Source organism: Paracoccus yibinensis (genome assembly GCF_030846195.1).
GTDB classification, from domain to species: Bacteria; Pseudomonadota; Alphaproteobacteria; order Rhodobacterales; family Rhodobacteraceae; genus Paracoccus; species Paracoccus yibinensis.
The window spans coordinates 251,186-272,002 of record NZ_JAVCWH010000004.1 but is presented as its reverse complement, the minus strand read 5'-3'; the positions used below and the strand labels follow the sequence as shown (position 1 = coordinate 272,002).

General features: G+C 66.1%; 24 protein-coding genes. 10 read left to right on the top strand and 14 right to left on the bottom strand.

What is annotated here, in order from left to right:
• Position 1: 1 nt before the first annotated feature.
• Complete coding sequence (locus RAH32_RS11630; protein ID WP_306608101.1) at positions 2-226, bottom strand: hypothetical protein; 225 nt, start codon at positions 224-226, stop codon at positions 2-4.
• A gap of 91 nt (positions 227-317) precedes the next feature.
• Positions 318-1,571, bottom strand: coding sequence for a sarcosine oxidase subunit beta family protein (locus RAH32_RS11625; RefSeq protein ID WP_306608100.1), 1,254 nt, complete (start codon positions 1,569-1,571; stop codon positions 318-320).
• Between the two features lie 146 nt (positions 1,572-1,717).
• Here RAH32_RS11625 and ccmI point away from each other — a divergent pair, with 146 nt between their 5' ends.
• From ccmI to plsY, 7 genes are all read left to right on the top strand, one after another.
• Complete coding sequence (ccmI, locus tag RAH32_RS11620; RefSeq protein ID WP_306608099.1) at positions 1,718-2,926, top strand: c-type cytochrome biogenesis protein CcmI; 1,209 nt, start codon at positions 1,718-1,720, stop codon at positions 2,924-2,926.
• Positions 2,923-3,393: a Holliday junction resolvase RuvX gene (gene ruvX / locus RAH32_RS11615; protein WP_306608098.1), complete on the top strand. Its 471-nt coding sequence runs from the start codon at positions 2,923-2,925 to the stop codon at positions 3,391-3,393. The genes ccmI and ruvX overlap by 4 nt, the downstream gene beginning before the upstream one ends.
• On the top strand, positions 3,390-3,557 hold the full coding sequence (locus RAH32_RS11610; RefSeq protein WP_306608097.1) for a DUF1289 domain-containing protein: 168 nt from the start codon (positions 3,390-3,392) through the stop codon (positions 3,555-3,557). The genes ruvX and RAH32_RS11610 overlap by 4 nt, the downstream gene beginning before the upstream one ends.
• A gap of 187 nt (positions 3,558-3,744) precedes the next feature.
• Positions 3,745-4,707 carry an aspartate carbamoyltransferase catalytic subunit gene (locus RAH32_RS11605; RefSeq protein WP_306608096.1) on the top strand — a complete coding sequence of 321 codons (963 nt, stop codon included), beginning with the start codon at positions 3,745-3,747 and terminating at the stop codon, positions 4,705-4,707.
• Positions 4,704-5,696, top strand: coding sequence for a DUF4268 domain-containing protein (locus RAH32_RS11600; RefSeq protein ID WP_306608095.1), 993 nt, complete (start codon positions 4,704-4,706; stop codon positions 5,694-5,696). The genes RAH32_RS11605 and RAH32_RS11600 overlap by 4 nt, the downstream gene beginning before the upstream one ends.
• Positions 5,693-6,967, top strand: coding sequence for a dihydroorotase (gene pyrC, locus RAH32_RS11595; protein ID WP_306608094.1), 1,275 nt, complete (start codon positions 5,693-5,695; stop codon positions 6,965-6,967). Before RAH32_RS11600 ends, pyrC begins: the two co-directional genes overlap by 4 nt.
• Positions 6,964-7,545: a glycerol-3-phosphate 1-O-acyltransferase PlsY gene (gene plsY / locus RAH32_RS11590; RefSeq protein ID WP_306608093.1), complete on the top strand. Its 582-nt coding sequence runs from the start codon at positions 6,964-6,966 to the stop codon at positions 7,543-7,545. The genes pyrC and plsY overlap by 4 nt, the downstream gene beginning before the upstream one ends.
• Here plsY and RAH32_RS11585 read toward each other — a convergent pair.
• Both RAH32_RS11585 and RAH32_RS11580 read right to left on the bottom strand, forming a co-directional pair.
• Positions 7,542-8,576, bottom strand: a complete 1,035-nt coding sequence (locus RAH32_RS11585; RefSeq protein ID WP_306608092.1) for an SGNH/GDSL hydrolase family protein — start codon at positions 8,574-8,576, stop codon at positions 7,542-7,544. The two genes, plsY and RAH32_RS11585, sit on opposite strands and share 4 nt — an antisense overlap.
• 100 nt (positions 8,577-8,676) lie before the next feature.
• A complete protein-coding gene (locus tag RAH32_RS11580; RefSeq protein ID WP_306608091.1) occupies positions 8,677-9,066 on the bottom strand; it encodes a hypothetical protein in 390 nt (129 codons plus the stop codon).
• Between the two features lie 225 nt (positions 9,067-9,291).
• Between RAH32_RS11580 and RAH32_RS11575 the strand changes: the two genes are divergently transcribed.
• From RAH32_RS11575 to RAH32_RS11565, 3 genes are all read left to right on the top strand, one after another.
• The gene (locus RAH32_RS11575; RefSeq protein WP_306608090.1) at positions 9,292-10,350 is read left to right on the top strand and encodes a glycerophosphodiester phosphodiesterase family protein; all 1,059 of its coding nucleotides are present in this window, start codon (positions 9,292-9,294) and stop codon (positions 10,348-10,350) included.
• 142 nt (positions 10,351-10,492) lie between these two features.
• The gene (locus tag RAH32_RS11570; protein ID WP_306608089.1) at positions 10,493-11,956 is read left to right on the top strand and encodes a metal-dependent hydrolase family protein; all 1,464 of its coding nucleotides are present in this window, start codon (positions 10,493-10,495) and stop codon (positions 11,954-11,956) included.
• On the top strand, positions 11,953-12,672 hold the full coding sequence (locus RAH32_RS11565) for a hypothetical protein (RefSeq protein ID WP_306608088.1): 720 nt from the start codon (positions 11,953-11,955) through the stop codon (positions 12,670-12,672). Before RAH32_RS11570 ends, RAH32_RS11565 begins: the two co-directional genes overlap by 4 nt.
• Before the next feature lie 4 nt (positions 12,673-12,676).
• Here the strand turns inward: RAH32_RS11565 and RAH32_RS11560 are convergent, their stop codons facing one another.
• The 10 genes from RAH32_RS11560 to RAH32_RS11515 form a co-directional block, all read right to left on the bottom strand.
• On the bottom strand, positions 12,677-14,047 hold the full coding sequence (locus RAH32_RS11560; RefSeq protein WP_306608087.1) for a glutamate--cysteine ligase: 1,371 nt from the start codon (positions 14,045-14,047) through the stop codon (positions 12,677-12,679).
• A gap of 65 nt (positions 14,048-14,112) precedes the next feature.
• Entirely contained in the window at positions 14,113-14,619 is a 507-nt protein-coding gene (locus RAH32_RS11555) for a hypothetical protein (RefSeq protein WP_306608086.1), read from the bottom strand.
• 40 nt (positions 14,620-14,659) lie between these two features.
• The gene (locus RAH32_RS11550) at positions 14,660-15,094 is read right to left on the bottom strand and encodes a molybdenum cofactor biosynthesis protein MoaE (RefSeq protein ID WP_306608085.1); all 435 of its coding nucleotides are present in this window, start codon (positions 15,092-15,094) and stop codon (positions 14,660-14,662) included.
• Between the two features lie 2 nt (positions 15,095-15,096).
• The gene (moaD, locus tag RAH32_RS11545; protein ID WP_306608084.1) at positions 15,097-15,348 is read right to left on the bottom strand and encodes a molybdopterin converting factor subunit 1; all 252 of its coding nucleotides are present in this window, start codon (positions 15,346-15,348) and stop codon (positions 15,097-15,099) included.
• Entirely contained in the window at positions 15,338-15,970 is a 633-nt protein-coding gene (gene pgsA, locus RAH32_RS11540) for a CDP-diacylglycerol--glycerol-3-phosphate 3-phosphatidyltransferase (protein ID WP_306608083.1), read from the bottom strand. The genes moaD and pgsA overlap by 11 nt, the downstream gene beginning before the upstream one ends.
• Positions 15,971-16,049: 79 nt before the next feature.
• On the bottom strand, positions 16,050-16,418 hold the full coding sequence (locus tag RAH32_RS11535; RefSeq protein ID WP_306608082.1) for a hypothetical protein: 369 nt from the start codon (positions 16,416-16,418) through the stop codon (positions 16,050-16,052).
• A 224-nt stretch (positions 16,419-16,642) separates the two neighbouring features.
• The gene (gene uvrC / locus RAH32_RS11530; RefSeq protein WP_306608081.1) at positions 16,643-18,505 is read right to left on the bottom strand and encodes an excinuclease ABC subunit UvrC; all 1,863 of its coding nucleotides are present in this window, start codon (positions 18,503-18,505) and stop codon (positions 16,643-16,645) included.
• Between the two features lie 282 nt (positions 18,506-18,787).
• A complete protein-coding gene (locus tag RAH32_RS11525) occupies positions 18,788-18,916 on the bottom strand; it encodes a hypothetical protein (protein WP_306608080.1) in 129 nt (42 codons plus the stop codon).
• The gene (locus RAH32_RS11520) at positions 18,913-19,722 is read right to left on the bottom strand and encodes a S49 family peptidase (RefSeq protein ID WP_306608079.1); all 810 of its coding nucleotides are present in this window, start codon (positions 19,720-19,722) and stop codon (positions 18,913-18,915) included. The genes RAH32_RS11525 and RAH32_RS11520 overlap by 4 nt, the downstream gene beginning before the upstream one ends.
• 38 nt (positions 19,723-19,760) lie before the next feature.
• Positions 19,761-20,780, bottom strand: coding sequence for a LacI family DNA-binding transcriptional regulator (locus tag RAH32_RS11515; RefSeq protein ID WP_306608078.1), 1,020 nt, complete (start codon positions 20,778-20,780; stop codon positions 19,761-19,763).
• Between the last annotated feature and the right edge of the window lie 37 nt (positions 20,781-20,817).

Below are 20,817 nucleotides of genomic sequence, written 5' to 3'. Positions count from 1 at the left end.
GTCAGTTCGCCGGGGCCGTGGTTCCGGGCGTGGCCGGTTCGACTTCGACAGCGTCATCGACGGCAGGATCGGCCGTGGTGGCCGGAGCGGTCGTGGCTGCGTCGTCCGTTGCCGTCGCGTCGACTGCGGGATCGTCGCCGCCGGACATGAAGAAGAACAGCAGAGCCACCACGACGACGATGGCCCCGATGATGATATACATGCGATTGCTGTTGGGTTCGGCCATGCTTTTCCCTTTCGGTTCAACCCTTGATAATCGGACAATGAAGCCGATGCCCGTTGGGTTCCCGGACGATGCTGCAAGGTGCACTCCATGACTAATGCGCCACACCGGCGGCCACGGATTCGTCGATGAAGCGCCCCTCGCGGAAACGGTTCATCCCGAAGGCGGCAGCCAGGGGACCGGGCCTACCTTGGGCGACCAGTTCGGCCATGGCCCAGCCCGATCCTGGAATGGCCTTGAAGCCCCCGGTGCCCCAGCCACAGTTCACGAAGATCCCGCCAACCGGCGTGGTGGACAGGATGGGCGAACGGTCGCCCGTCATGTCCACGATCCCGCCCCATTGCCGCAGCATCTTCAGACGCGAGATCATCGGGAAGGTTTCGATCAGGGCGCGGACGGTTTCCTCGATATGGTGCCAGGATCCGCGCTGCGTGAAGGCGTTGTAGCTGTCGGTTCCGCCGCCGATCACCATCTCGCCCTTGTCGGACTGGGACATGTAGCCGTGGACGGTGTTCGCCATCACCACCACGTCCATGCAGGGCTTGATCGGCTCGCTGACCATCGCCTGCAACGGCACACTTTCGATAGGCAGGCGGAAGCCCGCCATCTCGGCCAGCTGGCTGGAATGACCGGCCACCACCAGCGCCAGCTTGTCGCAGCCGATGCGGCCCTTGGTGGTGTTGACCGCCTGGACCTGTCCGTTCGCGGTCTCGATCCCCGTGACCTCACAATTCTGGATGACATGCATGCCCATGTCCGAACACGCCCGCGCATAGCCCCAGGCCACGGCGTCGTGCCGCGCCGTGCCGCCGCGGGCCTGATACAGCCCCCCCAGCACCGGATAGCGCGGCCCGTCGATGTTGATGATCGGCACCAGTTCCTTCACCCGCGCAGGCTCGACCCACTCGGTCGCCACGCCCTGCAGGTTGTTGGCATGGACCGTGCGCCTGTATCCCCTTACCTCGTGTTCGGTCTGGGCCAGCATGATCAGCCCGCGCGGGCTGAACATCACGTTGTAGTTCAGGTCCTGCGATAGCGTTTCATACAGCTTCAGCGCCTTGTCATAGATCGCCGCCGACGGATCCTGAAGATAGTTCGACCGGATGATGGTGGTGTTGCGGCCCGTGTTGCCGCCGCCCAGCCAGCCCTTCTCGATCACCGCGACATCGGTGATGCCGTGATTCTTGCCCAGGTAATAGGCCGTCGCCAGCCCGTGCCCGCCCGCGCCGACGATCACCACCTTATAGCGGTCGCGCGGTTCGGGACTGGCCCAGGCGCGGCTCCAGCCGCTGTGCTGGCGCAGCGCCTCTCGCGCGATGGCGAAGACCGAATAACGGCGTGACGGCATGAAACCTCCGTTCGATTTGCGGACAGGATGACCAGACCGGGGCGCAGGCTCAAGCCGTGTTGCGCCCGATCACGGCAAAATGCGACAGGCTGACGCTTTCCGCGCCGGTCAAATCGCCCTAGAAGGGCTTTAACCGGAGGGCTTGAATGTTCTGGATCATCTGCGCCGTGCTGACGGGCGCGGTCGGCTTTGCCATCATCGCGCCGTTGCTGCGCAACCGTGGAACGGGCGAACCCGCTGCGGCCTTCGACCTGCGGGTCTATCGCGACCAGTTGCAAGAGGTCGAGCGCGACCTGGAACGCGGCGTGATCGCGGCCGAGGACGCCGCCCGCCTGCGGACCGAGATCGGGCGAAAGGTCCTGGATGCGGATCGCCGGCTGTCGCAGGACACGGCAGACAAGGCGGGCGGGCGCGGGCTGCTGGCCCTGGGCCTGCTGGCGCTGCTGTTCGCGGGGGCGGTGATGCTTTATCTGTACGAGGGTCAGCCGGGGCGCGACGACCTTCCCATCGCGCAGCGGATCGCCAACGCACGGCAAATTTACGAAAGCCGCCCCAGCCAGGCCGAGGCCGAGGCCAAGGCCCCTGCCCCCGTCGTCCCCGAGGTGCCCGAGGAATTTGCGGCGCTGATCCAGCAATTGCGCGAAGCGGTTGCTAAGAATCCCGACGATCCGCAAGGCCTTGCCCTGCTGGCCACGAACGAGATCCGGCTGGGCAACCTGGCTGCCGCGCGCGAGGCGCAGCAGCGTCTGGTCGAACTGCGCGGCGAAGATGCAAGCGCCGATGAACTGGTCCGCCTGTCGGCCCTGATGATCGAGGCCGCAGGCGGTCTGATCACCCCCGAGGCCGAGGAGATGCTTGCCCGCGCCCTGACCCGGGAACCCACCCATCCGCAGGCGCGCTATCTTCTGGGGATGCTCCAATTGCAGAACGACCGTCCCGACCGCGCCTTTCCGATCTGGCGCACCCTGTTGGAGGAAGGCCCCGAGGACGCGCCCTGGATCTCGCCCATCCGCACAGCCATTGCCGATCTGGCCTGGCTGGCGGGCCAGCCCGATTACGTCCCGCCTGCCTCCATGCCGGGACCCGATGCAAACGCCATGGCAGCAGCCGAGGACATGACCCCCGAGGAGCGCCAGCAGATGATCGCGGGCATGGTCAGCCAGCTGGAATCCCGGCTGGCCAGCCAAGGGGGCACGCCCGAGGAATGGGCGCGGCTGATTTCCTCGCTGGTGGTGATCGGCAATGCGGACCACGCGCGCGAGATCTGGACCGAGGCCCAGACGCGGTTCGCAGCCCAGCCCGAGGCCCTGGAGATCGTGCGGCAGGCCGCCATCGAGGCAGGGCTTGTCGAATGATCCGCGCCGAAATCGCCGACTTCGCGTCCAGCCTGCCTTCGGTCGGCGCCATCGCCGGGCTGGATCTGGGCACCAAGACCATCGGCGTCGCGGTCAGCGACGGGCTGCGGCAGGTGGCCTCTCCGCTGACCGTGATCCGGCGGCAGAAGTTCACGCTGGATGCGGCCGAGTTGCTGGCGATTGCGAAGGATCGCGGGCTGGTGGGGCTGGTCCTGGGCCTGCCGCGCAACATGGACGGCAGCGAAGGCCCGCGCGCGCAATCGACCCGCGCCTTCGCCCGCAACCTGGAACGGCTGACGGATCTCTCCATCGGCTTCTGGGACGAGCGCCTGTCCACGGTGGCCGCCGAGCGCGCGCTGCTGGAGGCCGACACTTCGCGCAAGCGCCGGGCCGAGGTCATCGACCAGGTCGCGGCGGGATACATCCTGCAGGGCGCCCTCGACCGGCTGCGGTATCTGGCGCGATGACCCTCAGCCCCTGCATCAAGGTCTGCGTGATCGACCCCGCATCGGGCCTTTGCACCGGCTGCCTGCGGACATTGGACGAGATCGCCGCCTGGGCCACGCTGCCGCCCGAAATCCGCCGCCGGATCATGGCCGACCTGCCCGCCCGCAGGCTTCCCCCGGGCTGATCCATCTTCTGTGCCCAAATATCCCTGGGGTGAGACGCGCCCGGAAAAAGGTCCAGTGGACCTTTTTCAGCGGCGAACGGGCAAAGCCCAGGCGCGGAACGCGCGGCGGGGGCAGGCAGCCCCCTGCCCGCTTGCCGCATGGCGGGCCATCTGCGATAGAGCGACCGACCCGACCCAGAGGCCCGCCATGACCTTCCGCGCCCGCCACCTGCTTGGCATCGACCACCTTTCCCCGCCCGAAATCGTCACCCTTCTGGATCTGGCCGAGGATTACGTCGCCCTGAACCGCCGCACGATAAAGCACGCCGACGCGCTGGAGGGGATGACCCAGATCAACATGTTTTTCGAGAACTCGACCCGCACGCAGGCCAGTTTCGAACTGGCGGGAAAGCGGCTTGGGGCCGACGTGATGAACATGGCCGTGGCGCATTCCAGCGTGAAGAAGGGCGAGACGCTGATCGATACGGCGCTGACGCTGAATGCGATGCAGCCCGACCTGCTGGTCGTCCGCCACCCGAACAGCGGCGCGGTGAACCTGCTGGCGGAAAAGGTGAACTGCGCCGTCATCAACGCGGGCGACGGGCGGCACGAACACCCGACGCAGGCGCTGCTCGACGCGCTGACGATCCGCCGCGCCAAGGGGCGGCTGCACCGCCTGACCATCGCGATCTGCGGCGACATCGCCAACAGCCGCGTGGCGCGGTCGAACCTGCTTCTGCTGGGCAAGATGGAAAATCGTCTGCGCCTGATCGGCCCCGCGACCCTGATGCCAGCGGGCGCGGGCGAGATGGGCGTGGAACTGTTCGAGGACATGCGCGAGGGCCTGAAGGGGGCCGACGTGGTGATGATGCTGCGCCTTCAGAAAGAGCGCATGGACGGCGGCTTCATCCCGTCCGAGCGCGAATATTTCCACCGTTTCGGCTTGGACGCCGAAAAGCTGGCCGCTGCGGCCCCCGACGCCATCGTCATGCACCCCGGCCCGATGAACCGGGGCGTCGAGATCGACGGCACCATCGCCGACGACATCAACCGCTCGGTGATCCAGGACCAGGTGGAAATGGGCGTGGCCGTCCGCATGGCCGCGCTGGACCTGCTGGCGCGGAACCTGCGGGCGGAACGCGGCCGGGCGGCGGCGGGGGTGATGGTATGAGCAACTTTGGGCGGCTCGAACGGGTCGATCTTCGCAATGGCTGGATAAGCGAACCAAGGGATTTTACTCCGTGGTTGGCGCAAGAGGAAAATCTTGCATTGCTTGGTGAAACCTTAGGTATTGACCTTGAGTTAGAGGCTCAAGAACGTTCCGTTGGCCCGTTCCGTGCTGACCTTGTTTGCAAGGACAAGGATTACAGCACCTGGGTGCTTATTGAAAATCAATTGGAACGGACAGATCATACTCATCTTGGTCAGTTGATCACCTATGCCGCTGGACTAAAGGCAGCTACGATCGTCTGGATTGCAGCAAAATTTGCAGAGGAACATCGTGCAGCCTGCGATTGGCTGAATGAAGTGACTAACGATAATGTACGAGTCTTTGGAATAGAGGTCGAGTTATGGCGGATTGGTTCCAGCCCATCTGCGCCTAAGTTTAATATAGTATCCCAGCCTAACAATTGGTCGCGATCCGTTGCTTCCGCGAAGACGAAGATTGACGAGTTAGGACTTACTGCAGGTCGTCAGCAGCAGCTTGAATATTGGACCGCTGTCGAAAACCTAATTCTGGAAAGATGCAAGTCACTTCGCTCAGTCAAGCCTCTTGCGCAGTCATGGATTATGCATGGATTGGGACGCACAGGCACAGGATTAAGCTTGGCGATGAATACACGATCCAAATGGGTAAGGGTTGATATATCACTGAGCGGACCATTTGCCAAGGGGCGCTACCGACTTCTTGAGAAGCTCCGGGATAATATAGAGCAGAAAATTGGTTCAGCTTTATTCTGGCAACTACTGCCTGAGGCAACAGAATCACGCATCTCTTGTGTATTAGAAAATGCCGACCCCACAAACGAAGAGGATTGGTCGCGCCAACATGATTGGCTGGTCTCAATGGCAGAAAAAATGCACATTATATTCAAGCCGTTGATTTTGAATCTGCCGCGAGAAAATACAGGCAACTTGCCCGAAGAGGCCAAGGAGTGACGCTTACTCTATTCACCAACGCCCGCCTGATCGACCCCGAGGCGCAGACCGATGCCTTGGGCAACCTGCTGGTCCGCGACGGCGTGATCAAGGGCATCGACATCGACGCCCCCGAAGGCGCCACCGTCATCGACTGCAACGGCCGCGCGCTGGCGCCGGGGATCATCGACTGGGGCGTCAAGATCGGCGAGCCAGGCGAGCGGCACAAGGAAAGCTTCCGCAGCGCGGGTCTTGCCGCCGCAGCGGGAGGCGTGACCACCATCGTCGCCCGCCCCGACACCCTGCCGCCCATCGACACGCCGGAATCGCTGGAATTCGTGACTCGCCGCGCCGCTGACGCGCCCGTGAACATCCGCCACATGGCCGCCCTGACCAAGGCCCGCGAGGGCCGCGAGATGGTCGAGATCGGCTTTCTGACCGATGCGGGCGCGGTGGCCTTTACCGATGGCGTGCGGCAGGTGACCGACACGCGCCTGCTGTCGCGCTGCATGACCTATGCCCGCGGTCTGGGCGCGCTGATCGTGGGCCATCCGCAGGATGCTGGCCTGTCGCGCGGGGCGGCGGCCACGGGCGGCAAGTTCGCCTCGATTTATGGCATTCCTGCCGTCTCGCCCATGGCCGAGGTGATCGGGCTGGACCGCGACCTAGCCCTGGTCCAGATGACCGGCTGCCGATGGCACGCCGACCAGATCACCACGGCGCGCGCCCTGCCCGCCCTGCGCCGCGCACGGGATGCGGGTCTGGACGTGACGGCCGGGATCTCGATCCACCACCTGACGCTGAACGAATACGACGTGGGCGATTACCGCACCTTCTTCCGCTTCACCCCGCCCCTGCGGTCCGAGGACGACCGGCTGGCCATGGTGGAGGCGGTGGCCGAAGGCGTGATCGACGTGATCGCCAGCTTCCACACGCCGCAGGACGAGGAATCCAAGCGCCTGCCCTTCGAGGCTGCCGCCCCCGGCGCGGTGGGCCTGCAGACGCTGCTGCCGGCTGCGATGCGGCTGTATCATCAGGGCGGGCTGAGCCTGCCGCAACTGTGGCGCGCCATGTCGCTGAACCCGGCGAAACGGCTGGGCCTGCCGGGCGGGCGCCTGTCGGCGGGCGCGCCTGCCGATCTGGTGCTGTTCGACCCGGACGCGCCCTTCGTGCTGGACCGCTTCTCGCTGCTGTCGAAATCGAAGAACACACCCTTCGACGGCGCCCGGATGGAAGGGCGCGTCCTGGGCACCTGGGTCGCTGGGCACCGCGTGTTCGGAGGCCAGCCATGACCCTGATCCTGTGGACCGTCTTCGGCTATCTTCTCGGCTCGATCCCCTTCGGGCTGGTGATCGCGCGGGCGCTTGGCCTGGGCGACCTGCGCAAGATCGGGTCGGGCAATATCGGCGCGACCAATGTGCTGCGCACCGGCAACAAGGGCGCGGCGCTTGCCACGCTGCTGCTGGATTCGGGCAAGGGCGCCATCGCGGTGCTTGTCGCGCGCCAGCTTGGCGGCGATGCGGCGGCGGTGCTGGCGGGCGGCGCGGCCTTCCTGGGCCATTGCTTCCCGGTCTGGCTGGGCTTCAAGGGCGGCAAGGGCGTCGCGACCTTCCTGGGCACGCTGATCGCGCTGCATTGGCCGCTGGGCCTGATCGCCTGCGCCGTCTGGCTGCTGACGGCAATCGTCAGCCGGATCAGCAGCCTGTCCGCCCTTCTGGCGGCGGCGCTGTCTCCGATTTTCGCCTGGGGCCTGGGCCGCGGCGACCTGATCGCCGTCAGCCTGTTCATGGCAGTGCTGATCTTCGTCCGGCACCGCCCGAACATCGTCCGCCTGATGGACGGGTCCGAGCCGCGGATCGGCCGGCGCTAGGTCCGGCGGCGGCGCAGGGCGACGAACGCCCCCAAGCCGGTCAGCAGAAGGGGCAGGCCGCCCGCCAGCGGGACGGGTGCCAGATCCGCCTCGATCAGGTCCAACGCGGTTTGCCCGAACTGGGCATGAGCCAGAAGGTTGGGATGAACCGGGTCGAAGAACAATCGCGACAGCGATTCCGTGTCGCTGCAGACAGGCGCCTGTCCGAACGCAGCGGCCACGCCCGGACTGGGAAACAGGCAGGGCAGCACCGTGTTGCCATAGCCGAAGGCAGCAGGATCGGCCAGAATGCCGTTCAACTGGGCATGGATGTCCAGGCTGATGACATTCAGTCCGCCCGCTTCGAGCGCAGCGACATTCCCCGCAAGCCGGGCGTTATAGGCAGAGCTGGCCGCACTGGCCAGAAGCCGGGCCTGGGGCTGGAACAGGGCAAAGGCCGGCGTCGCACCAAGGTCGGGCAGATTGGCGATCAGAAAATCGCGCACCCCATAGGTGCCAAGAAAGCTTGCCGTTTCCGCAACGGCGTCGGCAGCCCTTATCGCCCCGCCGATTGCATTTGCAAGCGGATCGCCGCTGGCAAGTCCTGCGAAGATGTCGTTCGCCCCCATCAGGATCGACACCAGGGGCCGCGTCCCGAAGCCTGCGGAAGCTGCGGCCAGTTGCTGACGCTGCGCGAACAGGCCGGGCGTCGGATCGGTTGGATCGATCGGCTCGGCTGCCTCCGCTCCGCCATGGGCGAGATTGGCGGTTGGCCGGCCCGCGGCCTGGAATTCGGCCGCAACGTATTCCGCGAAGGTCCGGCCGTTCGAAAAGCGCGGCCCGTTCGCGGGCGCATAGTAAGCCGCCTTGCCCGCCTCGGGCGAAATCGGCGCGCTTGGACGGCCCGCCGCAAAGACGGGAAGCGGCAGGTTGCCGTTGTCCGTCAGGCTGTCCCCCAAGGCCCAGAAGCTGGTGAAGGTATCGGTCACGACCGATGCTTGCGCCGTCAACGGTGCTGCGATGACAACAATAGCCAGGAAAAATTTACGCATGATCCCCCCGAATGCATCACTTCAGGCTAAATGCAGGAAGGGCTTGGGGACAACGAAGATTTTCCAAAATTCCCGGTTGCGACCGGCCGGGGTTGCCGTGTCAGCGTTCGGCCACCAGCGTCCGGCCTGCCGGTCGCGAGGGACGGGCCTGGGCGGGTTCGGGCTGCGGTTCGGAAACCACCTCGCGCAGCGAGGGTTGGTTGAAGACCCGCACCGGGGCGGCCACAGGCGCGGCCCCGCCCTGCCCTGCGATGCGGCGCAGTGCCTCGGCCCCGCGTCGCGCCGAGATCGCCAGCGAGATCAGCGCCAGGCAGGCGCCCGACAGCAGGATCAGCACCACGATCCCCAGAAGCCCCACGAAGATCGGCAGCGGCGGCAGTCCTTCGGCCTGGCCGACCTGGGTGACGATGGCCCCGATCAGGGCCACGACGCCGACCGCGAAGACCGCGCCCATGATCCGCTGCACCCACACCATCGCATCCACCTTCATCGCCTTCCCCTTTCGCTTTGCCCACGCGTGCCACCAGGGCGGGGTCCGCGCAAGATGCCCCATGGTCATATTGTCGTGCGGTGGATCCGAAAGGCGGAAGACGCAAAGATTTTGTCGAACCAGAACAAAAGCGTCGCAAAACCGTTAACCATCTTGGGCACCCTCGCCTGGCTGCGCGCCGGCCGGCTGCGCAGGCATGATGATCCAAAGATCGGGAACGCTTTTATGAAGATGCAGCTTGCCGCCCTTGCGGCCCTTTCGTCATTGGCCCTGCCCCTTGCAGCCCATGCCGCGACCTGGAACACCCTGACGGGCGAGGCGCCCATCGTCGTCGCGCATCGCGGCGCCAGCGGCTATCTGCCCGAGGAAACGCTGGGCAGCTATGAACTCGCGATCAAGCTGGGCGCGGATTACATCGAACCCGACGTGCAGATGACCAAGGACGGCCATCTGGTCGCCATGCATGACACGACGCTGACCCGCACCACCGACGTCGCGGCCCTGTTCGAACCCCGGAACGGCACCTACAACGTCAAGGACTTCACCCTGGCCGAGATCAAGACGCTGACCGTCAAGCCCACCGGCGCGCTGTCGCGGCCCGATTCGACCTATCCCGGCTTCACGCCCAGCATGCCCGATCCCTACAAGGTGCCGACCCTGGACGAGGTGCTGGTGTTCCTGAACGCCCAGAACGCCGCGAACGGCACATCCGTCGGCATCTATCCCGAGGCAAAGGCCCCCTTCGACGCGGAAAAGGAAGCAAAGATCATCGCTTCGCTGAAAAGCAACGGCTTTGACACGGCGGCCGACAAGGTGATCCTGCAATCCTTCGCCCATCAATCCATCATCAACCTGACCAGCCTGCTGGAAACCAACGGGATGGAAGCCGAGGTGGCGCAACTCGGGTCAGTGCGCCTGGAGGACGGCATCTATGGCGTGAACGGCAGCGACGGGTTCAGGACGCTGGACCAGATCGCGTCGGTCGCGACAGGCGTCGGCGTCAGCTATGGCGGCATCACCCAGTCGTTCATCCAGGCCGCCCACGGTCTTGGCCTGAAGGTCCATGCCTATACCTTCCGCCCCCTCAGCGAGGACGAGGCCTTTGCCATGATCCAGCCGATGCTGAACTGGGGCCTGGACGGGTTCTTCACCGATTACACCGATTTCGGACGCACCGTGGTCGATGCCCAGCACCCCGCGCCGGTGCCGTTGCCTGCCGCAGCCCCCTTGCTGCTGGCGGGCCTGGGCGGGCTGGCGCTGCTGCGCCGCCGCAAGGCTGCCTGAACGGACCGAGGGGCGCTGCCATGGCAGCGCCCCGCAAACAACGGATGGATGATCCTGCGGAAAGAAAACGCTTTTCTTGATGCGGGCGTGCCATGCTACAAGCATGGGATGTAGCCGGTTCCATCGCTTTGGGTGATTCGCCATGTGTCAGGTCTGCTTCCACCCTGATCCCGTATCCGGGGCGGTGCATTTCTGCCATTGCGGCAGCCCGACCACCCTGGCCATCATGCGCCGGATCGAGGCCGACATTTCCCGCCGCCAGATGCTGGGCGGCATGGCTGCGGTCGTGGGCATGTTCGCGGGCTTCGGCCTGGCGCCTCGTGAAACCCAGGCCCAGACCCCGGGGCGGCCTGTCCTGCTGACCAACCTGCGGCTGTTCGACGGCGAGGCCCTGTCCCTGCGCGAGGGCGTTGGCATCCTGATCGAAAACGGACGCATCGCCGCCCTGCCCGCCCCCGGCCAAGGCCCGCAGGATGCGCAGGTGATCGACTGCGGCGGGCGCGCGGTCATTCCCGGCCTGATCGACACGCATTGGCACGCCACCCTGGCCTCGGTCAGCCAGATCGCCGCCATGACCCAGGATATCGGCCTGTTGCACCTGATCGCGGGGCAAGAGGCCGGGGCCACGCTGATGCGCGGCTTCACCACCGTGCGCGACGTGGGCGGCCCGGCCTTTGGCCTCAAGGCCGCCATCGACCGGGGCGTGGTCACGGGGCCGCGGATCTTTCCGGCGGGGGCGATCATCTCGCAGACCTCGGGGCATGGGGATTTCCGCTTCCAGAACAGCCTGCCGATGATGCCGGGCGATCCGGCCGATTACGCAAGCCAGCAAGGCATGTCCGCGCTTGCCGACGGCGTCCCCGAGGTGCTGCGCCGCACCCGCGAGCAGTTGATGAAGGGCGCGAGCCAGATCAAGATCACGGCCGGCGGCGGGGTGGCGTCGCAATACGACCCCTTGGAATCGCTGCAGTTCACGGAAGGTGAGATGCGCGCGGCGGTGGATGCAGCCAGCGACTGGGGCACCTATGTCTGCGCCCATGTCTATACCTCGCCCGGCATCCGTCGCTGCATCGCCGCCGGAGTGAAGTCCATCGAGCATGGGCAGCTTGCCGACGAAGATACCGTCCGGCTGATGGCCGACAGCGACACCTGGTGGTCGATCCAGCCCTTCCTGGCCGACGAGGACGCAAACCAGTACACCGACCCCAAGGCCATCGCCGCCCAGCGGCAGGTGGCCGAGGGCACGGCGCGGGCCTTCGAATGGGCCGACAAGCACCGGGTCAACTGGGCCTTCGGCAGCGACATCCTGTATGGCGGCGGCGAAAGCCAGGGGCGGCAACTGGCCAAGCTGGCGCGCTTCATGTCGCCGCTGTCCGCGCTGCACCGCGCGACGGGGGCCGCGGGACAAATGCTGGCGCTGTCGGGCGCGCGGGCACCTTATGACGGTCGGCTGGGGGTGATCGCGGAAGGCGCGCTTGCCGACCTGCTGGTCATCGACGGAGAGCCCGAGCAGAGCCTCGACTGGCTGGGCGATCCGGGCAACCTGCGGCTGGTCATGAAGAACGGCCGCCTGTTCAAGAACGAATTATCGGGGGACTCGATATGATCAGGCTGCTTGCCGCCCTTGCCGCCTTGCTGGCCGCGCCCCCTGCCATGGCCCAGGACTGGAATGCCCAGATCACGCCCTATGTCTGGGCCTCGGGCCTGGGAGGGGATGTCACCCCCTTTACCGGCGCGCCCACGCTGTCCTTCGACAAGAGCTTCTCCGAGGTGCTGGAGGATCTGGACGCAGCCTTCTTCCTGTCGGCTTACGCGCGCAAGGACCGCTTTGTCGTCCTGGGCGATCTCAGCTATTCGGCCAGTTCGAAATCCGGCCTGATCCCTCCGGGCCTGCCTGCCGAGGGGGAACTGACCCAGCGGTCCCTGACGCTGGCGGCAGGCTGGCGGGCCATCGACAACGAAGGATTGGCCCTGGACGTGCTGGGCGGGGTGCGCGCCTGGAAGATCAAGGCCGAGGTGTCGGTCGCGGGCGGGGCCGTCAGCCGGTCGGGGGACAAGGATTTCGTCGATCCGATCATTGCGCTGCGGGCGAATTACACCCTGGCGCCCCGCTGGTCCGCCATCGCCTATATCGACCACGGCATCACCGGCATGGGCTCGGACAGCACCACGCAGGTCGTCGCCACGGTCAATTACCAGATGACCGACCGGGCCTATGTCTCGGCGGGTTATCGGCGGCTGGACGTGGATTACCGCAGCGGCGGGACGCGGGTGGATGCCACGATGTCAGGCCCGCTGCTGGGCCTGACATGGCGGTTCTGACGCATCAATAGGAATATTCGCGATAGATCGGCGTCAGGTCGCCGTTCCATTCGCCGTGGTACTTTTCCAGCAGTTCGTCGGCCGGCACCTTGCCACTGTCCAGGCTTTCCTTGAGCGCGTTCAGGAAATGCGTCTCGTCCGGGACAAGGCCCCCCGCGCCGGGACGGGCGCGATGGTTCAAGCCCTGTTCGGCGATGGCTACGACCTCGCGCGCCAGGTCCTGCATGTGAACGCCGTTCACGCTGGCCTGCAGGCCGTGGAGCCCGGCCTCGCGGCGCAACCCTTCGCGGGTTTCGTCGTCCCAGTCCTTGACCAGATCCCAGGCGGCATCCAGCGCCCCCTGGTCATAGATCAGCCCCACCCACAGCGCAGGCAGCGCACACAGCCGCCGCCAAGGGCCGCCATCGGCGCCGCGCATCTCGATGTATTTCTTGACGCGGGCCTCGGGGAAGACCGTGGTCATATGGTCGGCCCAGTCCGACAGGGTCGGCACCTCGCCCGGCAAGGCGGGCAGGCGACCATCCAGGAAGTCGCGGAAGGACTGGCCCAAAGCGTCGATGTATTTCCCGTCGCGATAGACGAAATACATCGGCACATTCAGGACATAGTCCACCCAGGCGTCATAGCCGAAGCCATCCTGGAACACGAAGGGCAGCATCCCGGTGCGCGCGGCGTCCAGGTTCTGCCAGATATGCGCGCGCCAGCTTTTCCAGCCGTTGGGCTTGCCGTCCAGGAAGGGCGAGTTGGCGAACAGCGCATTGGCCACGGGCTGCAGCGACAGGGCCACCCGCATCTTCTGGACCATGTCGGCTTCGCTGCCGAAATCCAGGTTCACCTGCACCGTGCAGGTCCGGTACATCATCTGCTTGCCCAGGGTGCCCACGCGGTCCATGTAGTCGGTCATCAGCCGATAGCGCCCCTTGGGCATCATCGGCATGTCGTCCTGGCCCCAGATCGGCGCGGCGCCCAGGCCTATGAAGCCCGCGCCGATGCGATCGGCGACCTCCTTCACCTCGGCCAGGTGCCCGTTCACCTCGTCGCAGGTCTGGTGGATGGTTTCCAGAGGCGCGCCTGACAGTTCAAGCTGGCCGCCGGGTTCCAGGCTGATGTTCGCGCCGTTGCGTTCCAGGCCGATCAGCTTGTCCTGCTCCATCACCGGGTTCCACCCAAAGCGTTCCTGCAGGCCCGACAGCATGGCATGGACCGAACAGGCGCCTTCATAGGGCAAGGGCATCAGGCTGGCCTTGTCATAGCCGAACTTCTCATGCTCGGTCCCGATGCGCCAAGCGTCGCGGGGCTTTTCACCGCTGGCGATATATGCGGCAAGCTGGTCGCGGCTTTCGATCGGGCCTCCGCCCTGTTGTGGTATCGACATGAGGCGGGGCCTTTCTGGGTTCGCGCGTCACAGGTGACGCGCGGCGGGGGCCAAGTCAACCCGCCTCAAGACGCCCTACGCCAAACGGTGCGCACGGCGTCAGGCTGGTCCGCGACATGGGCAAGCGCGGCGGACACCGCCCCCATGTCAAGGCCCGGCAGCGCGGTAAAGGCATGGGCCAGCGCCTCGGCGCCCGCCGCATCGACGGGGACCAGCAGCGCCTCGCCACTGGCGCTGCGCAGACGCCAGTGGCCCTGGCCCTTGAGCCGCAGCAGGCGGATTTCGACCAGGTCGCGCAGGGCGATTTCCCCGCCCAGGACCGCCGCGCCGTAATAGCGGATGGCGCCTTCGTCCACCTCGACCACGCCGGGGGCGGCGACCTGGCGGCGGAAGGGCAGCCTGCGCAAGGCGCCGACCAGCAGGGACAGGCCCACCAGCAGGACCAGCCCGCCCACGGCCGCAAAGAACCAGCCGCCGCGCAGGGCCAGCCACAGCCCGGCCAGCAGGATGGCTCCGGCGACCAGGGCTTCGGACCGGGTGGCAAGCCAGGCGCGCAGGTCGGGCCGGATCATGGGCGGCAAGCGGGGATGGATATTTGAGTGAAGAAGAAGCCTACCATCGCGACAAGGCGTCTTCGTCGCTGGGCTTGGCATCGACCCAGTGGGCGGCGCCGTCATGGCCGATCTCGCGCTTCCAGAAGGGGGCGCGGGATTTCAGCCAGTCCATCAGGTAATCCGCCGCCCGGAAGGCCGCATGGCGGTGGCGCGCGGCGGTGGCGACCATCATGATCGGCTCGCCCACGGCCAGACGCCCGTGGCGGTGGACGATGCGCCAGTCGGTCAGGGCAAAGCGTTCTGCCGCCTGGGTGCCGTAATCGGTCAGCGCGCGTTCGGTCATGCCGGGGTAATGCTCGATCTCCAGCGCGGCCATGGTCCCGGTGTCGTCGCGCACCACGCCGGTGAAGGTGACGATGGCCCCCGCGCCCGCACCGAAGCCCGCCAGTTCTGCGGCAAGGTCGAAGGGCGCGGTCTGGACGCGGGCCGTCATGGTCAGCCGCCGGTCATGGGGGGGAAGAAGGCGACTTCTCGGGCGCCCGCCAGGGGGGCGTCCAGATCGGCAAGCTGCTGGTCCACGGCGCAGCGGACGGCGGCAAGGTCTGCGAATGCCGCCGCGTGCCAGTCGTCCCGCCCGGACAGGTCGGCGATCAGGTCGCGGACGGTGGCGGCGTCGGTTTCCACCCGTTCGCGCGGCTGGCCGATGCGTTCGCGCAGCCAGGCGAAATACAGCACGTCAAGCGTCATGGCCGGGTTCGCGCAGATAGGGGCGCGCCTTCACGAAATAATCCCAACCGGTCCAGGCTGTCAGGGCAGCGGCGATCCAGACCAGCAGCAAGCCGACCTGTGTTGCAAGATCCGCCCAGGAGAGGGAAAAAGGCAATCCCGGTTCACCCACGCGCGGCGGGCGGCCGTGTTCGACATAGGCCAGCCCCGTGCCGAGGAACAGGACCGAGATGGCGACCATCTGCGTCGTGGTCTTCCATTTGGCCAGCTTCGTCACCTTCAGCAGCCGCGCGTTCGATCCCAGGAATTCGCGCAGGCCCGACACGAAGACCTCGCGGAACAGAATCAGCGTCGCGGGAAGGATCAGCCAGGGGTTCATGCCGGAATAGCCGGTGATGACCACGATGGCGATCACCACCATGGCCTTGTCGGCGATGGGGTCCATGGCCGCGCCGAAGCGGCTTTCCTGTTGCCAGCTGCGTGCCAGATAGCCGTCGATCCAGTCGGTCACGGCGGCGACCAGGAACAGCGCCAGCGCGGCCCAGTCGGCCCAGGGGCGGCTGAAATACAGGAACATCAGCGGCACGGCGGGGGCCGCGATCAACCGGAGAAGGGTCAGGATATTGGGGACGGTCCAGCGCATAGGGGCAAGCTAGACCGTGCCGCCGGACTTGGAAAGAGGCGGCGCGGCGAAATGCGCCGCGCCCGGATTGCGCCGCGGATCAGCCCAGGGCGCCCTCGACCAGGGCAAAGCCGCGTCCGGCGATGGTCAGGTGGACCGCCTTGATGCGCTGTTCGCCAAAGCGGCGGGTGCGGTGGCCGATCACCCGGATGGGATCGCCGGGCATGGCAACCGCCCTGGACAGGCCGACTTCGGCGTTGCGGACGCGGCTTGCCAGTTCCACCGTCCAGTTGCGTCCATCCGCATCGCTGACGCACAGCACCGGATCGCTGCCGGTGCTGTAGTTGTCGGTGACGGTCCCGGTCAGTTCCATCAGATGCGGCTTGAATTCATCCCCCCGAGCGGATTTTGGCAGGCCGGCAGGCAGGAACCGCGGGGCAACGATGCCGGGTTCGGGCAAACGGGTCATGATAGCCTCTTTCCCTTGTTGAGAAGCGGCAACCATAGCGCGATCCAGCCCTCAGACAGTGGTGCCATGATACCGCGCGGCGATCGGACGCGGCGCGGGGTGGCGGGGCAATCCTGCAAGGCTGTGCAAGTGCCTGCTTCTGCGGAATTTCCGCAATGGCGCAGGTTTTTGGGTGGGATCTCCGTTCCCTTGGGCCGGTCAAGTTTGGAACGTCATTCCCCGTCTCAGCCGCGGGCGTTGAAATGGTCGTGAACCTTCTGCGCCATGGCCGCCGAGATCCCCTCGACCGCCTGCAAATCGGCCAGGCCCGCGCGGCTGACGGCCTTGGCGCTGCCGAAATGGGCCAGCAGGGCACGCTTGCGGGCCGCGCCGATGCCCGCGATTTCGTCCAGGGGGTTCGCCATCACCGACTTGGCGCGCTTGGCGCGGTGGGTGCCGATGGCCCAGCGATGCGCCTCGTCGCGCAGGCGCTGGATGAAATACAGGACCGGGTCGTTCATGCGCAGCGCGAAGGGGGCGCGGCCGGGGCGGTGGAACTCCTCTTTCCCCTGGTCGCGGTCGATGCCCTTGGCGACGCCCACGATGGGAATGTCCTCGACCCCCAGTTCCGCCAGGATGCCATCGACGGCCGAGACCTGCCCCGCGCCGCCGTCGATCAACAGCAGGTCGGGCCAAGCTTCCGTGTTGCGGTCGGGGTCTTCCTTCAGCAGGCGGGTGAAGCGGCGCGACAGCACCTCCTTCATCATGCCGAAGTCGTCGCCCGGCGTGATCTCGGTCCCCTTGATGTTGAACTTGCGATACTGGCTCTTGATGAAGCCTTCGGGGCCCGCGACGATCATGCCACCCACGGCATTGGTGCCCATGATGTGGCTGTTGTCATAGACCTCGATCCGGCGCGGGGCGGCGGGCAGGTCGAAGGCCTCGCCCACGCCTTCCAGCAGGCGCAGTTGCGTGGCGCTTTCGGACATGCGGCGGGCCAGGCTTTCGCGGGCATTGCGCAGGGCGTTTTCCACCAGGTCGAACTTTTCGCCCCGTTGCGGCACGCCGATGACGATGCGGCGGGCGGCGCGTTCGGACAGGACCTGCTGCGTCAGATCAGGCTCATCGGGTGCGTGCGACAGCAGGACCATCCGGGGCGGCGGCTTGTCGTCATAGAATTGCAGCAGAAAGGCCTGCATCACCTCGGCCGGCGACTCGACGCCGCCGAGGCGCGGATAGAAGTCGCGGTTGCCCCAGCTTTGATTGCCGCGGATGAAGAAGACCTGCACGCAGGCCTGCCCGCTTTCCATGTGGAGGGCGACGATATCGGCCTCGGCCACGCGCTTGGGGTTGATGGCCTGGACCGACTGCACGGCGGTCAGCGCCTTGATCCGGTCGCGCAGCGCGGCGGCGCGTTCGTATTCCATGTTTTCCGCTGCCTGCGCCATGTCGCGGGCCAGGTTCGCCTGGATCACGGTGGTCTTGCCCTGCAGAAAGCGTTCGGCATCGGCCACAAGGGCGTTGTAATCCTCGGGCGAGACGCGCCCGACGCAGGGCGCGCTGCACCGCTTGATCTGGAACAGCAGGCAGGGCCGCGTGCGCGATTCGAAGGTGGCGTCCGTGCAGTTGCGCAGCAGGAACACCCGCTGCAACTGCGTCAGGGTGCGGTTCACCGCCCCCGCGCTGGCAAAGGGGCCGTAATAGTCACCCTTTTCCGACTTGGCCCCGCGGTGCTTCTTGATCTGGGGATAGGCGTGGGACTTGGCGACCAGGATGTTCGGGAAGGATTTGTCGTCGCGCAGCAGCACGTTGTAGCGCGGCTTCAGCTGCTTGATCAGGTTCTGTTCCAAGAGCAGCGCCTCGGTTTCCGTGCGCGTGGTCAGGAACATCATGGAGGCGGTTTCGCGGATCATCCGCGCGATCCGCGCCGAATGGCCCGAAGGCCGGGCATAGTTCGACACCCGCGCGCGCAGGTCGCGCGCCTTGCCGACATAGAGAACCGCCCCCTGCGCATCCAGCATCCGATAGACGCCGGGGCTGCGGTCAAGCTGGCGCAGATAGTCCTGGATCAGCGCATGGCCGGTCTTGGGTGTCGTGTCCTGGGTCATATCCGTCAGATAGGTGATTCCCGTCGCGGGCTGCAAGTTCGGGGCAGGAATTACAAGGTCAAAGCTGTCCACCGCCGCTGTGGATAATTCTGTGAGAGTCCTGTGAGGCAGAGCATTCCCCACCAGCAATCGTTACAGAATGATGACTTTGTCTAATTTTTAAGCAGAAAAGCAAGTCTTTGTTATCTTTTGGAAATTTATTGCGGCCAGCGTGGGGCGCCGAAACTTGCGCAGTTTCAGGCCCTTGTTTAACGAATCTTACCTGAACGGGGACAACGTCAGTCACCTGCGGTTGCGACGGGACGGGGGAATACCCAGAAGGCGGCGGATGCCGCGGCGAAAGGCCGGACCGCGTATCAGCGCCAAGGCAACCATCACCATCAGGAACAGGATGACGATACGGACGCTCATCCTCCGGCACCAAAGCGGGCAAAGGCCGCGCGTTCCTGGGCGGCATCCAGCACCGTGCCCGCAGACAAGCCCAGCCTGCGGAACAGCGACTGGCGCGGGGCATGGACGACAAAGCGCGTCTTGTCGCCGTAAAGCGCCTTCATCTGCGGCACCAGATGGCCGATGCCGTCGGCCAGGCCCAGAGCAACCGATTGCCGCCCGGCCCAGAATTCGCCAGTGAACAGATCGCGGTCCGCGGCCAGCCGGTCGCCGCGCCGGGCGGTGACGTGATCCTTGAAGGCCTGGTGGATTGGTTCCAGCACGTTGTGCAGGCGTTCCACATCCTCGGCACGCTCGGGGCGGAACGGGTCCAGCGTCGATTTCGACCGGCCCGCCGTATGCACCCGCCGTTCGATCCCCCAGCGGGCGATCAGGTCCTGGAAGCCGAAGCCCGCCGAGATCACCCCGATCGACCCCAGGATCGAGCTTTCGTCGGCCCAGATCCGGTCCCCCGCGCAGGCCAGCCAGTATCCGCCGGATGCCGCGACATCCTCGACAAAGGCATGGACGGGGGTTTTCGTTTCCTCGGCCAGCCGCCGGATCCGGGCAGCGATCAGCGACGATTGCACCGGCGACCCGCCGGGCGAGTTGACCGAAAGCGCCACGGCCACGGGCCTGCCCTTGCGGAAGGCACGTTCGATCACGGGGGCAAGCACCGCGTCGGACAAGGCGCCGCCGCGCCCGGCCATGCCGATGGCGCCATGCAGGCGGATCACCGACACGCGGGGACCCTTGTTCGTCAGACGGTCGAGATAGGGAATACGCATGAGGCAGAGTTAATCACCCCAAGCCTCTGCCGCAAGCGTCAGCCATGCCGGATCGTGTCGCCCGGCAGGAAGGTGGGGGTCAGCGCGACGATCCGGTCTTCGGGAATGGCGTCCTTGCCCGCGACCAGCCGCGCCGCCCGCCGCCCGATATCGACGCGCCGCGCGTCGGTCGTAGCCAGCCGCACCGGCAACCCGTCCAGCAGATCGACGCCGTTGAAGCCCGCAAGCCCGATGCGGCCCGGAATGTCGTATCCCCTGTCCAGGCAATGCAGCAGCCCCCCTGCCCCGATCATGTCGTTCGAGAAGTAAAGGAAATCCAGATCCGGCGCGCGGGTCAGGATCCGCTCGGTCAGCTCGCGCCCCTTCAGCAGCGACGATCCGCCCTGGTAATATTCGCGCGCCTCCAGCGCGACGCCCGCCTCGGCCAGACCCTCCTCGAACCCCGCAAGGCGTTTTCGGGCGCGGTGATCCTCGGGCATGTGGGTGCCGACAAAGCCGATCCGGCGATAGCCCGCGGCAAGGATCCGCGCGGCCATTTCCCGCCCCGCGCGGCGGTGCGAGATACCCACGACCGTGTCGATCCCCTCGCCGTCAATATCCATGATCTCGACCACCGGGATGCCGGAATTGGCGAGCATGGCGCGGGACGCCTTGCTGTGTTCCAGCCCTGCCAGGATCACGCCGGACGGGCGCCAGGACAGCATGTCGTAGAGCACCATTTCTTCCCGCGCGGGGGAATAGTTGGTAACGCCGATCACGGGTTGCAGGCCGGTATCGTCCAGTTCGGCGGATACCCCGCCCAGCACGTCGGGAAAGACCAGGTTCGACAGCGACGGAATGACCACGGCAACCAGGTTCACCCGCTGGCTGGCCAGTCCGCCAGCGATCTTGTTGGGGACATAGCCCAGCGTCTTGGCCGCCGTCAGAACCTTTTCCCGCGTGGCGGCCGACACGTCGCCCCGGTTGCGCAGAACCCGGCTGACGGTCATTTCGGACACGCCCGATGCTTCGGACACATCCCGTAGGGTCAGCGGGCGGCGGGGTCTGGGGACGTTCATCGGGCACCGGTCGGTCAGGTCTTTCCCCGATGTTAGC